Genomic DNA, 15,740 nt, shown 5'->3' on the forward strand with positions numbered 1-15,740 from the left:
GCTCACCGCCCGCCCTTCGCATTTCAGAGCGCGTACCCCCAGGGATCGCTGCCGCCCAGCAACTCGCGCGAATAGACCTGCGCGCGCTGGAACGAACCGATGTCGTGAGTCATGCGCAGCAGCTGATCGGCCGCCATTGCATCCGTTTCGGCCCCGCCGCCGTCCGCCGGATAGCCCGGGCTGTCGTCCAGCGACCGTACGGGGATGGCGCTCGTCCTGGCTTCGCTCTGCGACGCGTCGAGCGCGTAGAGATCGCGCTGAATCGACCGGAGGCGATTGTCGAGCGCGGCAGAGACCGAGCGGGCCGGTGACGGCGCCGCGCCGGGCGTGAAGGCGAAGGCGATGTCCGAGATCGCACTGCTCACCCCGTTCGTGCGGCGGAATGCGCCGCTGGCCAGCGTGATGTTGTCACCGACCGCAGCAACGCCCGACAGCGCCTTGCCGCCCAGCCCTATCGCCTCGATCCCGGCTTCGGCGAGCGATACGAGTTCGCCCGCATCGGTCACGCCGTTCTCGTTGAAGTCGCGCCAGATCGATAGCTCGGAGAACCGGACATCCTTGGCGTCAAGCACGCCATCGCCGTTGACGTCATAGGCGGCAAGCGCCTCGAGATCGGTTTTGGCGTCGGGCGCGTCGGGCAGGAACGACATTTCGGAGCCATCGTTGATCCGCCCGTCATGGTTGCGGTCGACCACGAGCAGCCCGTCGCCATTGCAAACCCAGCCGGTCTTGTCGGCCGTGCCATTGCCATCCATGTCGAAGCGCGCCCGGGTCTTGCTGAGGCTCTTCGTCCCGATCCCGTTATTGTCGAGATCGAGCACGATCCCCGCGAACATGCCGTACGAGCTGCCCTTGAAGCGCAGGATCGTGCTGGTCTCGAGCGCGCGTTCACTCGACCGCTTGCCCTTACGAGTGATCGTCATCGATCCCCCGGCGAAGTTGATGCGATATTTGCTGCGCTTCTCTCCGAAAGTCTGCGTAGCGAAGTCGAGGTCCGGCAACGATGCACGGGCGCCCGAGAAGTACGAAAGCGCGACGTCGGCGAAGCCCGCGGTGGTGCCGTCGGCCTTGGTGTAGCTGCCGGTGTTGATCACCGCCGCGCCGCCGATCGACGTAGCCCCTTCCACTGCCTTGCCAGTGAGCGAGATCGAGGTGATCCCCGCCGCCGCCAAGGTGCGGACCTCGCCGGCATCGACCACGCCGTCGCTGTCCTTATCCTGCCAGATGCGGAAGTCGGTGAAGCGCGTATCCCCCGTGGCGATCTTGCCGTTCTTGTCGCTGTCGAAGGTACGCAGGCCTTCGAGGTCCGAGCGCGCATCCTCGGCATCGGCAACAAAGCTCAATTCGCTCGCATCGGTCACCGTGCCGTTGCCGTCGCGGTCGATGAACAGGAAAGCGTCGTCCTTGCCGGCCCAACTGGTCGTATCGGCGACGCCGTCGCCGTTCATGTCATAGCGCACTCCGCTCTGGGCGGCATTGACGAACTCGGCACCATCGCCGTCGAGGTCGAGCACGATCGGCGACGCGATCGACACGGTCTCGCCGTTGCGGAACGACAGCGTCTCGATGCCGATCAGCGTGTCGGTGCCTTCATTGCCGTCGGCGGGCGAAGTGTCGGCAGTGATGTAGAGATTGCCAAGCCCGGTGCGCAGCGAATAGGTCGAGCGCAGCCCGGCATAGAAGGCGGTATCGCGCCCGTCGCCGCCCATCAGCACATCGTCGCCCGCCTGGCCCCAGAACTGGTCGTCGCCGGCCAGGCCGATCAGCCAGTCATTGCCGTCGCCACCCGCAAGCCGATCGTTGAGGAAGCCGCCGGTAAGCATGTCGTTGCCGGCATTGCCCGCGAGCGAATTGGCGCGGACGATGTTGCCGAACAGCCAGTCGCCGCTGGCCCCGCCCTGCACCCAGCCCGAATAGGGATCGGTGACCGCGATCGTCGCCTTGCCCTGGACGGTGCCGCCCTTGCCGTCGGACAGCGTGTAGAAGAACTGGTCGTTGCCCTGATAGCCGACCACCGGCGCATAGATGACGTTGCCGTTCTCGAGCCGCACCGATCCGTGCGTCGCGCCGGTCACCGCAGTGATCGTCAGCGCGTCGCCATCGACGTCGCTGTCATTGTCGAGCAGGCTCGAGCCCAGGATGGTCAGCGGATCGCCGCCCTTGACAAGATAGAGCCCGTCATTGCCCGCCACGGGCAAATCGTTGACCGCAGCGATAGTGAGCGTCACTGGACGGCTTGCCGAGACCTTTCCGTCGCTCGCGATGAGTTGGAGCGCGATCGCGCCGTTGAAATTGGCCGGCGGCGTGCCGGTGAGCTTGCCGTTGGCGAAGGTCAGCCAACTTGGCAGCGCGGATCCGTCCGACTTCTTCATCGAATAGGCCAGCGTATCGCCATCGACGTCGGCGAAGCCATTGGTGTCGACCAGGATCGACAGCGCCTGGTCCTCGATACCGCTCAGCGCGAGCGTGCCCGCAGGCGCAGTCGGCGCGTCATTCACCGCGGTAACCGTCAAGCGGAACACATCGCTGACGCTGGTCTTGCCGTCGCTCGCGGTCACCGCGATGTCGATTGCGCCATTGTAATTTGCCGGCGGCCGCCCGGAGAAGCGATTGCCGACAAAGCTCAGCCAGCTCGGCAGCGCCGCACCGCTTGCCAGCTTAGCGGTAAGCGACAGCGTGTCGCCATCGGCATCGGTAAAGCTGCCGGCGGGCAGCGTGAAGTCGATCGCGGCATCCTCGACCACGCTGCGGTCTGCGAGCGGCTGCGCGAGCACCGGCGCGTGATTGGTCGTGGTCGCGGTGATCGCCAGTACGAAGTCGTCATAGACGCTGGCCTGGCCGTCACTCGCCGTCACGCGGATGGTCAGCGTTGCGGCGCCCGCGGGCGGGGTGCCGGTGAAGCGATTATTGGCGAAGCTCAGCCAGGCCGGCAGCGCCGCGCCGTTCGCCAGAGTCGCGGTGAAGGCGAGCATCGCATTGTCGGCATCGGCGAAGCTGCCCGCCGGGAGGGTGAAGTCCACCGGCTTGTTGTCGGGCAGCGTCCGGTCGGCGAGAGCGATCGCCACCACCGGCGCATCGTTGACCGAACTTACGGTGAAGCGGAACACGTCCGATGCGGCGAGCAGGCCGTCGGTCGCCGTGACTTCGATATCGACCACGCCATAATAATTGGCAGGCGGCGTGCCGGTGAAGCGCGTGCCGTCAAACTGCATCCAGCTCGGCAGCGGCGCCCCGCCGACCAGCCGTGCGCTCAGCGTCAGCGCATCGCCGTCGACATCGGCGAACGTGTCGGCGGGAAGCGCGATGGTGAAGGCGCTGTCCTCCGGCGTGCCCACATCGGCGATCGCGCGGTTGAGCACCGGTGCATCGTTGCGCGCCAGGAAGCTCAGCCGCACCTGATCGGTGACGCTCAGCGCGCCATCGCTCGCCGTGAAGGCAAGATCGAGCGCGCCATTGAAGTTGGCCGGTGGCGTGCCGGTGAGGCGTGTGCCATCGAAGTGCAGCCAAGCGGGAAGCGGCTGGCCGTTCGCCAATTTCAGGCTGACCATCAGCGCGTCGCCATCGGCATCGCCGAATGTGCCCTCGGGCAGCGTGAAGTCGACAGCGTCGTCCTCGCCATAGACGATGTCGGCGATGGGGCGGAGGCTTGCCGGGGCGTCCGCTACGGGATCGATGACCAGGCGGAAGCGGTCGACTGTGCTGAGCGTGCCGTCGCTCGCCACCACTTCGAGGTCGATCGCGCCGTTGAAGTCCGCCGGCGGCGTGCCGGTGAGCGTGCTGCCGTCGAAGACCAACCAGGCCGGCAGTGCCCCGCCCGTGGCGAGCCGCGCCGAAATGCTCAGCGCGTCACCGTCGACATCGGCGAACTGGCCCGCGGGCAGCGCGATGGAGATAGCGCTGTCCTCGGCGGCATGGCGGTCGCCGATCGCATGGACCAGCACCGGCGCGTCGTTTGCCGGATCGACGATCAGGCTGAAGTCCGCGCCGGCGCTTAGCGATCCGTCGCTCGCAATGACGCGCAGCGCCAGCGTGCCGTTGAAATTGGCGGGCGGCGTGCCGGTGAAGCGCGCGCCGTCAAAGGCGAGCCAGGCGGGCAGCGCAGCGCCGCTGGCCAGCGTCGCAGTGAGCGCCAGCACGTCCCCATCGGCATCCGCGAACAGCCCGGCAGGCAGCGCGATGTCGATGGCGGCATCCTCGGTCACGTGCCGGTCGACCAGCGCAAGCTGCGCGACCGGGGCGTCATTGACCGGGGTGATGGTCAGCCGGAACACGTCGCTCGCGCTCAGCGCACCATCGCTCGCGATGACTTCGATGTCGAACGTGCCGTTGAAGTTGGCAGGCGGTGTGCCGGTGAACCGGGCGCCGTCGAACGTCAGCCACGACGGCAGCGCGCCACCCGAGGCAAGCCGTGCAGACAGGCTGAGCGTGCCGTCGACATCGGCAAAGGCGTTCGCGGGCAGATCGATCGTGATCGGCTGGTCCTCGGCGACGCTCTTGTCGGCAAGCGCGACAAGGCTGACCGGGGTGTCGTTGACCGCATCGATCGTCAGGCGGAAGACGTCGCTTGCGCCAACCTGGCCGTCGCTGGCGGTGACCGCGATGTCGAGCACCCCGTTGAAGTCGGCCGGGGGCGTACCGGTGAACCGCAGCCCGTCGAAGACGATCCAGCTTGGCAGCAGGCTGCCATCAGCGAGACGTGCCGTGAGTGTCAGCGCGTCGCCGTCCACATCGGCAAAGCTGCCCTGCGGCAGTTCGAACGCGAAGGCGGTGTCCTCGCGTCCCTGCGCATCGGGCAGCGCTTGCGTGAGCACCGGCGCGTCGTTGACCGCGCCCACCACCAGCGCGAAGCCCGCGCTCGCAGACAAGCTGCCGTCCGTGGCGGTGACTGCGATCTGGATCGTGCCGTTGAAGTTGGCCGGCGGCGTGCCGGTGAATCGCGCGCCATCGAACGAGAGCCAGGCCGGCAGCGCCGTGCCGTCGGCAAGCGCCGCGGTGACCGCCAGCGCGTCGCCATCGACATCGGCGAACACGCCCTCGGGCAGCGCGAAGTCGATGGGCTCGTCTTCGTTGGCGGTGCGATCGGCGATCGGCCCGACGACCACCGGCGCATCGTTGACCGGCGTGATCGCTAGCACGAAGCGGTCGGTCGCACGCAGCGTGCCATCGCTGGCGATGACTTCGAGCTCGATCGCACCGTGGAAGTTCGCCGGCGGCGTGCCGGTGAACCGGGTGCCGTCAAAGGCGAGCCAACTCGGCAGCGGCGCGCCCGAGGCGAGCCGCGCCGACAAGATCAGCGCATCGCCGTCGACATCGCCGAACATGCCCGCCGGCAGCGTGACCGCAATCGGAGCGTCTTCGGTCACCGTCACATCCGCGATCGGCGACAGCAGCACCGGCGCGTCATTGCCCGGCGCCACCGTCAGGCGGAAGCGCGTCGCGGCTTCGAGCGTACCGTCGCTCGCGACGATCTCGAGATCGAGCGCGCCATTATAGTCCACCGGCGGCGTGCCAAAGAACTTGGTGCCGTCAAACGCCAGCCAGCTCGGCAGCGCGCCACCCGAGACCAGCCGCGCGGACAGCGTCAGCGCGTCGCCATCCACATCGGCAAACAGCCCCGTCGGAAGCGCAACTGCAATCGCGCTGTCCTCATCAACGGTGACATCGGCTATCGTGCCGGCGACGATCGGCGCGTCGTTGACCGGCGCGATCGTCAGGCGGAAGCCCTGCACCGCCGACAGCGTGCCATCGCTCGCCGACACTTCGAGATCGAGCGTGCCGTTAAAATCGGCGGGCGGGCGCCCGACGAAGCGTTCGCCGTTGAACGACAGCCATTCCGGCAGCTCCGCGCCCCCGGCCAGCCGGCCGGTAACCGTCAGTGTATCGCCATCGATGTCGCGGAAGGCATTTGCCGGCACCAGGATGTCGATCGCCGTGTCTTCGTCGATGGTGACGTCGCCGAGCGCGGCAAGCACGGTCGGCGCGTCATTGGCGGGTGCGACGATGAGATCGAAGACGTCGGACACACTGAGGGTGCCGTCGCTCGCGGTGACGAGCAACGATACGCGGCCGTTGAAGTCTGCCGGAGCCTGGCCCGAGATCGTCGTGCCGTCGAAGTGCAGCCATTCGGGAAGCGCACCGCCGTCGCCCAGCGTGACTGCGAAGCTCAACGCATCGCCATCGATATCACTGAAGGCGCTGGTCGCCAGCGCAAAGCTGAAGGCTGCGTCTTCGGTCGCGGTAAGATTCGCAAGCGCAGTGCCCACCACCGGCGCGTCGTTGATCGGCGCGATCGATACCAGCACCTGACGCACTGTCTCGATCGATCCATCGGCGGCGACCAGTTCGAGCACCAGGCTGCCGTTGAAGTCGGCCGGTGGCTGTCCCGCTAGCGTGCGGGTCTGGCGATCAAAGTGCAGCCAGTCGGGAAGCGCGCCGCCCCCTACGCCACGCAGTTCGATCACCAGCGCATCGCCGTCGGCGTCGTTCACCAGCCCGGAGGGAAGGGTTGCGCTGAACGGCTGGTCCTCGACCCCGGTGAGCACCGGGAGCAGCCCGATCGCCGGTGCATCGTTGACCGCGGCGATGGTCACCGAGACGCGGGTGACCGCAGTCGCGCCGCTCGAATCGGTGATCTCATAGTCGAACCACGCCCCGCCATTGGCATTGGCATCGGGGGTGACGATCAGCTGGCCGATGCCGTTGTCGACCACCTGCACATTGTGCTGCTCGCCGATCCGCTTGAGCACGATCGCCTGGCGATCGACGTCATAGTCGTTGGCCAGAAGCTGCGTGGTGAAGAGCGTGAGCGGAACATCCTCGGCCATCTCGAGCGTGTCGGCCACTGCGACCGGGCGATCGGCGACGGGAAGCACATCGATCGTCACCGTCGTCGGGATGGCGAAGCCGCTCTCGTTGGTGATCGCATAGGTCAGCGTCGCCTTGCCGAAGAAATCGGCGTCCGGCGTGAAGCGCCACAGCCCGTTGGCAAGCTCGATGACATTGCCGCCGGTCAGCCCCAGGAAGATCGGCGTGGTGCCTTCAGGGATATAGTCGTTGGCCAGCAGCACTGCAGGATCGATGTCGAGATGGCCGTCCTCGAGCATCTCGAAGCCGATGTCGGAGACCGCGATCGGCAGGTCGAATTCGGGCTTGATGATGAGCGACACATAGCCGGTGCTGGTCGCGCCATGCTCGTCGGTGACGCGATAGTAGAACCCGGCATCCCCATAATAGCCCTCGCGGCCGAGGAACACCGCGGTGTCGCCTTCGCGGTGGACGCTGCCGTTATCGCCATCGAACACGTCGACCAGGGTAAAGCCGTCGCCCTCGACGTCGCGGTCATTGGCAATCAGATCGGCGAGGTTGATGACCAGCGGCATGTCCTGGTCGCCCAGATAGACGCCGTCGGCATTGGCGATCGGCGCGTCGTTCACTGCGGCGATGTCGAAAGTGAAGCTGCCGGTGGTGATGCGGCGGCCATCGGTGATCGTGTAGCTGAACGAGACCGGCCCGGTGACATTCTCGTCGGGCACGAACTGATAGCGGCCGTTCGGCAGCGTCAGGATGCGGCCGTCCTGGTTCTCGGTCGACAGCGAGACGAAGCGCACCGTGTCGCCGTCGAGATCGCTGTCGTTCGCGAGCAGGTCGGCGGCGGTGAATACGAACGGTGTATCCTCGGTCGCGTGGAAGGTGTCGGCGACGAGCGTTGGCGCGTGGTTGGTCGGGCGCACGTCGATCTCGACGTGACCGACGCTCGTGCCATGGGTGTCGTCGGTGACTGTATAGTCGAAGCTCGCCAGCCCGTCCCAGTCGCCGCGCGGGGTGAACAGGATCGTCGTGCCGTCGAAGCTGACGGTGCCGTTGACCGGGTTGAGCACGTCGAGGAAGCGGATCGGATCGCCGTCGACGTCATAGTCATTGGCGAGCAGATCGGCCGGGGTCAGGCTGAGCACCGTCTCTTCGAGGCCCTGGAAGCGATCGGTGACGGCGTTGGGCGCGTCGAAGCGCGAGAGGACGTCGAGCGTCACTTGGCCGGTGACCGCACCCTGCTGATCGTCGGTCAGCGTGTAACCGATGCCGTCCAGGCCCGCGAAGCCATTATTGGGTGTGTAGGTGATCGTGGCGAGGTTGCCATCGAAGAAGCGGGTTGCGCTTCCGGTCACGCCGTCGTTTCGTGTCCATACGACATCGAAGCTCTTGCGCAATTCGAGCGGGACGATCGCGGTGATCGTGCCGGTGGCAGCGTCGACCACCATCCAGTCGGGCAGCGCCGATCCGTCGGTGAGCTTGGCGGACCATGTTGCGCCCTCGGCGGCCAGCGCCGCGGGAACGCCGAGCGTCACGGTCGCCAGCGCGATTGCGATCGCGCCGTTGGTCGGCGCGGTGATCGCGGTGACGCGCAGGCGATCGCCATCGTCGTCGCGGTCGTTGGCGAGCAGGTCGATGACTCGGAAGCTGACTGTCTCAGCCTCGCGGACTTGGTAGCCGTCCGCGCCGGCGCTCGGCTTCTCCGCATCGGGCGCAACGTCGAACAGGATCGTCGCTGGGTCGATCGAAGCGCCGCCCTTCTCGTCCTGGGCGTTGTAGAGGATCGCGATCGTGCCGTTGAAGTCGGTCGGGGCGTGGAGGTTGATTTGCTCGGGCGCGGTGCCGGTCGAGAAGCCGCCAAGGCCGCTGGTGATCAGGTGATAGGTTGGATCGACTTCCACTTCGGTGATGATCGACATCGCCGGGATGGTCGAGCCATTGCCAGCGATATCGAGCCGCACCGGCACCGCGCCGACGAAATTGGCCGGTGGCGTCCCGGTGAACGACAGCGTCTCGGCATCGAAGTGCAGCCATTCGGGCAGCGGCGCGCGGCTCTCGCGCGTCGCGGTGATCGTGCCTGCGCTCCCGAGTTCGAGCGCGAACAGCCCCTGCGCGGCGAAATAGGGATCGCCGCCCAGCATCGCATTGATCGCCGGGTCTAGCGGCTTGCTCGGATCGATCAGGAACTCGACCGTGAAGCCACGCTTGGCCGCATCATAGGTATCGGTACCCAGCGTCTCCACATCGGGCGTGAAGTGGATCTGCACGCGCGCGACCGGCGCATCGGTATCGGGCTCGAACCCGGTAAGATGCAGCGTGCGCGTCGCCGCGTCGAAGCCGAGCCAGTCGGGCATGCCGCGGCCGCTGGCCAGGCTCGCCGAGAAGCTGCCATGCGCCATGTCGAACAGCGCGAGATCGCTGTCATAGCCGACGCTGGAGCCGCCCGCGAAGGCGGCAGGATCGAGCGTCACGTGGTCGCTATATGAGACCGGCACGGCATTCGCGTCGGCCGGGTTCTGCCAAGTAAACCCCAGCGTGACGTCGATCGGCGCGGTCGCTCCCTGGGGCGGCGTGCCGGTGAACTTCCGGGTGGCAGCATCGAAGCTGAGCCAGGCCGGAAGCGGCGCGCCATCGACCAGCGTCGCAACCACGCTGGTGCCCGCGGCAAAGCCGGTCCCGCCAAACTCATGATTCTCCGCAAAGGTCTCGCGGACCTGATAGCCGCCCATGATGCCGCTCTGGACCGAGAGCCCGGCGGCCAGCCCGTCGATGGCGCCTGCGTCGAAGCTGAAGCGATGCGCATAGGTCGCGCCGTTGCTCGGATCGTGGAGGAAGACCGCGACATCGGCGCGGACGAAACCCGCCGGCGGCGTGCCGGTGAAGGTCATCGTCGCCGCGTCGAAGTGCAGCCATTCGGGGAGCGCCTCGTTGTTCGCCGCCTTGCCCTCGACGGTGAAGCCCGCCGAGAGATAGCGGCGGTCGAGCACACCGAGCACCGCGGAGTCGCGGAAGAACAGCACGTCGCCCTGCAGGTCGAGATCGTTGCCGAACGCCTCGGCCGGGATCACGAAGAGCGTCTTGTCCTCGATCCCGGTGACCACGTCGTCGCGGAGTACCGGCCCGTCGTTGCGCGGCAGGATGGTGATCGCGGCATAGGCCGTCGCGGTGCCGCCATGGCCGTCGCTGATCGTGTACTGGAAGCCGGCGCCACCATTATAGTCGGCACGCGGGCTGAACTCGATCATCCCGTCGGCGCGGATGCGCACCTTGCCATTGTCGGGGAAGCGTTGGACGCTCACCAAGGTCAGCGTATCGCCATTCTCGTCGGTATCGTTGGCGAGCAGGGTCGCCGGATCGATGACGAGGATCGTGTCCTCCAGCGTGCGCAGGCCGTAATCGTTGCGCGCGATCGGCGCGTCGTTGAGCGGCCGCACCTTCACGTCGAAATTGAGCGTCGCCGAGGCGCCGCGCGCGTCGATCACATCGAAGGTGATGATCCCCTTGCCCAGCGCGTCGGGAGTGTAGCTGATCGTCTGCGTCGCGGCGTCATAGGTCGCCACACCATTGTCGGTCGCCTTGCCGTTGGCGGCGAAGTGGAGCCCGACGAACGAGAAGGTATCGCCCTCGATATCGTAGACATGCCCCATCAAGTCGGCGATGCCGATCGTCGTGGTCGTCGTCAGGCGGACCACCTGCTCCTGGTCATGGATGCGCGGCGCATCGTTGACCGGATTGATATAGACTTCGACCTTGGCACTGGAGGTCGCGCCGGCGCTGTCCGCCAGGATATATTCGAAGCCCGCAAAGCCGAAGAAATCGGGCGCCGGCTTGAACTCGATATACTGGCCGTCGAGCTTCCAGGTGATGTTGGTCGCCGGGCCCTGATAATTGAACTTGTCCCAGTAGGGATAAAGATCGTTGCCCGCCTCGTCCTTGAGCGGCCGCACCCCGACGATGGTCAGCGGCTCGAATTCCTTGTCGCCGTCGACATCATAGTCGTTGGCGAGCAGCGCATCGATGCGGATGCGCAGGATCGTGTCCTCGGTGCCCTGGATCAGCGGATCGTCGACGCCGACCGGCGCGTCGTTGACCGGCGCCAGATCGACTTCGACCCGCGCGGTGGATTCGCGTCCGAAATCGTCGCGCACGACATAGTCGAAGAACGCGTCGCCATTGAAATTCGCCGCGCCGGTGAAAGCAATCTTGCCGTCCGCAGTGATCGAGACCGTACCGTGCTTGGCATTGCCGACGCCGACGAGCTGCAGCGCGCCCTCATAGCCTTCGGAGAAATCGTTGAGGAACAGCGTCGTCGGATCGAGGATCGTGGTGACGTCCTCGGTGCCGAACAGATAGATGTCGTCCTGCGCGTCGAACAACCCGGCACGGACCAGCGCCTCGATCTGGGTGCGATCCCAGGTCACGCCGTTTCCGAAGCTGATCTGCTCGATCCCCGTCTCGGTGCCGAGGAAGTGGTTCACGATGCGGACGCGGTCCTTGAGGAAGCTGCCGTCATTCTCGAGCGCGACGACCAGATCGTCACCTTCGCGGACCAGCGAGACGTCCTTGGGAAGCACGCCGTCGACCAGCACCAGCCGGTCGATGTCGGCGGCGCTGCCGATATCGGTGATCGTGTCGCCGCCGCTGTGGAAACGGTAGCGATAATCGTCCGACCCCGCGCCGCCACGCAGCGTATCCAGCCCTTCTCCGCCGTCGAAGGTGTCGTGGCCGGCGCCGCCGATCAGCGTATCGTCGAAGATCGATCCGGTGACCTGCTCGATTGCGATCAGCGTGTCGCCCGCCGCCTCACCCGCCAGCCCGACGCCCGTACTGAGGTCGACCGTTACCGCCGCTTCGGCACGCGAATAGTCAGCGATGTCGAATCCATCGCGACCGTCGATCACGTCGGCGCCGAGCCCGCCGCTCAGCCGGTTGTCGCCAGCGTCGCCGCGCAGCACGTCGTCGTGATAGGAGCCGCGGACCAGCTCGATGCCGCTGAAGACGTCGCCCTGCGCATCGCCGCTACCCGCCGAAGTGTTGGCGAGGTCGATCGTCACGCCTTCGGTCGACAGCGAATATTCGACCATGTCGATGCCATCGCCGCCGATCAGAATGTCCGCGCCGCGGCCGCCGATCAGCGTGTCGTCGCCCTTGCCACCGTCGAGCCGGTCATTGCCGCGCCCGCCGATCAGCACATTCGCGCCGTCATCACCGGTGATGTCGTCGTCGAAGTCCGATCCGGTGAGGTTCTCGATGCCGATCAGCACATCGCCCTCGGCATCGCCGCCATGCGCAGTGCCGTCGCGCAGCGAGATCGTCACGCCCGCCGGGCTGCTGCCCTCGGCGGAGAAATAGGCGACCGTATCGATCCCGTCGCCGCCATCGAGCACGTCCGCGCCCGCGCCGCCGTTGAGCAGATCGTTGCCGAGCCCGCCGACCAGCGTGTCATTGCCGCCGCGCCCGGTCAGCTCGTCACTGCCTTCGCCGCCCTCGAGCCGGTTGGCCTGGGCGTTGCCGCCCAGAATGTCGGCATATTGAGTGCCGATCAGCGCCTCGATGCTGGTGTAGACGTCGCCCTGTGCGACGCCGCCCTGGCCGATGCGCGATTCGAGATCGGCGCGCACGCCCACCGCGCCGCCGACGAACACCACGGTGTCGTACCCCGCGCCGCCGTTGATCGTGTCGGCGCCCTCGCCGCCATCGATCCAGTCCTCCCCATCGCCGGCATCGACCTGATCGTTGCCCGCGCCGGCCTCGATGCTGTCATTGCCGGCAAAGCCGAGGATCCAGTCGTCGCTGCCCCCCGTGCGGATCGTGTCCACGCCTGCGCCGCCCTCGACATAATCGATCCGGCCGGTGCCGAGCAGCGTGCCGAGATACGAACTATCGACATGCGCGGTGGCGAAGCCGGTGTCTTCGAGGCCTTCTTCGTCGGCGATGCGATATTCGATCGTCACGTCGCCGGTGAAGCCCGCCGCGAAATGGACCACCACGAACTGCTCGCCGCGGAAGGTGATGATGCTCGCCGTGCCCACTTCGACGCGCTGGCCCTGCGCCAGCGCCGCGGGATCGAGTACGGCGTCGATGCCCACAAAGCTCGGCCGCGGACGATCGGGTTCGTCGAGATCGACATCGCCCACGCCGTCGCCGTCACGATCAAGCTGCTCGATGTCGAAGTCGTTGAACAGCAGGTCCGCGGCGCGGATCACCAACGGGATGTCGAGTGGCGTCGAGAAGCCGGACTCATCGACGACGGTGGGATCGTCGTTCGACGGGATGATGACGATATCGACGAATGCCCGCGCCGTGCCGTCCACGCCGTCGGCGATGGTGTAATAGAAGCCCGACGAGATCGAGGCGTCGCGGTTCGGGGTGAACAGCAGATCGCCATTCTCGTCGAATTCGAGCGTGCCGTTGAAGCCGCGTTCGAGCTCCCAGTTGAGGAAGGTCAGCGGGTTGCGATCGATGTCATAATCGTTGCCGAGCAGCGCCGAGAGCGGGATCCGCGTCGGCACGTCCTCATAGACATAGACCGTGTCATTGGTTGCCACCGGCGGGCCATCGCTGACATTGTCGAAATAGAGCGTGACGACGCCGCCATTCACTGCGCCATCAGGATCGGTGACTGTATAGGCGAAGGTCGCCTCGCCCCAATAATCGGCGTCGGGCGTGAAATAGATCTTGCCGTCGCGAATCTCGATATCGCCATGGATCGCATCGCGCGCCTGCTCGAAATGGAGCGCGAAGCCTTCGGGGTCGTAATCGTTCTTGAGCAGCTCGATGATCGGGATCTCGATCACCGTGTCTTCCTGCCCGCGCAGGAAATAAAAATCGTCGTCGGTATAGCTGTCGCCGCGCACCACCGGACGATCGTTGACCGGCGTATAGGCGATCGTCGCGCGTGCCCAGCTATAGCCGCCCTGATCGTCGGTTACCTGATAGTCGAACCAGGCATCGCCGTTGAAATCGGCGTACGGCTCGAACAGCACGGTGCCGTTCTCGAGCAGCCGGGCATTCCCGCCATGGCTGTTCGCCACGGCGACCACGCGCATCGTATCGCCGTCGCGCTCGATGTCGTTTGCCATCAGCTGCCCGACCGAGAGGACGATCGGATTGTCCTCGAGGATCGGCGCGCCGTCCTGGGTCAGGGTGAAGCGGTCGTCATGCGCCTCGGGCGCATCGTTGACCGGGGTGACGTTGAGATAGACGCGGCCGGTGGCCGTCGCACCCGAAGGATCGGCGACGACATAATCGAAATAAGTATCGCCCCAATAATAGTCGCGCGGGCGCACTTCGATCAGGCCGTCGGCGTTGAGCGTCACCACGGCATTGGCGCTCGACAGCAGAGACTGGATGGTCAGCGTGTTACCGTCGATGTCGCGGTCGTTGGCGAGCAGGGTCGCCGGATCGATCGTGAACGCCGTGCCCTCCGCGGTGACGAAGCCACCGTCGTTCGTGGCGATCGGTGCATCATTGACCGGAGTGACGTCGATATAGACGCGCGCCTCGGCGCGGCCGCCCTCGGGTGTGTTCGCGACATAGACGAACGAGGCACGGCCGTTGAAGTTTGCGTCGGGGGTGAAGCCGATGCTGCCGTCGCTGGCGAGCGAAGCGATGCCGCCGACCGCGCCATAGACCTGGCCGACCAGCATCCGGTCGCCGTCGAGATCGTTCGACAGCAGCCGCTCGACGCGGATCGTCAGGAAATCGTCCTCGGCGACGGTGAAGCCGATATCGTCGACCGCAGTTGCCACCGGGCGGACGCGGATCTCGACATTGCCGGTGGCGAAGCCGCTGCGCCCGTCGGAGAGCGTGTAGCGCAGCGTCGTCGGCCCGGCATAACCTCCGGTGGCCGTGAAGACGATGTTGCCATTGGCGTCGAACGAAGCGACGCCATGCTCGCCGCCATCGACCGCGACGATGCGGACCGCGTCGCCATCGGCGTCGAAATCGTTACGCAGCAGATCGACCGGACGGATCACCAGCGGCTGGCCGGTAGTCACCGAATAGAAGCCGTCGTCCTTGGCAACCGGCGCACGATTGTCGAGCCGGGCGAGCAAGTCGTCATGCGTCCAGGTCACGCCGTCGCCGAACAGGAAGCTCTCGATTCCGCGCCCGCCAAGCGTGAGCGCGTCCACTACGGTCACGCTGTCGCTGGCCGAGGAGGCAAAGCGGAACACGATCGTCTCGCTGCCGCGAAACAGCCGCTCTACCGAGACGTCGGTCGAGGCGATTCCGGCGAAGCTGATCTTGTCGGCAGCGCTGTCGGTCCCGCCGTCCTGGATCGTGTCGGCGCCGTCGCCCTTGGCATAGGTGTAGCTGTCGCCGCCCTGTCCGCCGGACATATAGTCGTTGCCGGTGCCCGAGCGCAGCAGATCGGCGCCCTCGAAGCCGCGGATCGAATCGTCGCCCGCCGTCACGATGTCCTGGAGCGAGCGCGCCCGCATCGCATCGCGGTTCCACTCGGTGCCGTCGGCAAAGCGCACCGTCAGGCTGTTCGATCCGCCATTCTGACTCGCCAGTGCGTCGCGCAGCACCAGCCGATCGCCGCTGCCGGTGAAGGTGATCACCAGATCGTTGCTGTCGGGGCCTGCACGAACCGCCGACTTGATGTCCGCAACGTTCAGGTCATCGAGCCGGACGAGATCATGTCCGCTGCCGAAGGCGTCGATCCGGTCGTCGCCATCGCCGCGGCGATAGACATAGACGTCGTCCGAGCCTTCGCCGACGACGAGGTCGCTGCCGCCACCGCCGGTGATCGTGTCGCCGCCAGGCGTGCCCTGGATGACGTCGTCCCCCCGGTCGCCGCATCGGCGAGCAGCCGCGCCGCTATCTCGGCGACGCCGAGCACGGCGCCGCTGTCGGTCAGTACCAGGCTCTCGATCCCGCGTGCCCCATCCAGCGCGTCGAGAATAACGATCTCGTCATTGCTGCCA

At 66.3% G+C, this 15,740-nt stretch carries 1 protein-coding gene; it reads right to left on the bottom strand.

All coding sequences use genetic code 11. From position 1 onward, the window contains the following. Positions 1-23 precede the first annotated feature (23 nt). Entirely contained in the window at positions 24-15,374 is a 15,351-nt protein-coding gene (locus AB2M62_RS10445) for a tandem-95 repeat protein (protein WP_404333516.1), read from the bottom strand. Positions 15,375-15,740: the final 366 nt, after the last annotated feature.

It is taken from the genome of Sphingomonas sp. MMS12-HWE2-04, from assembly GCF_044881185.1.
GTDB lineage: Bacteria > Pseudomonadota > Alphaproteobacteria > Sphingomonadales > Sphingomonadaceae > Sphingomonas.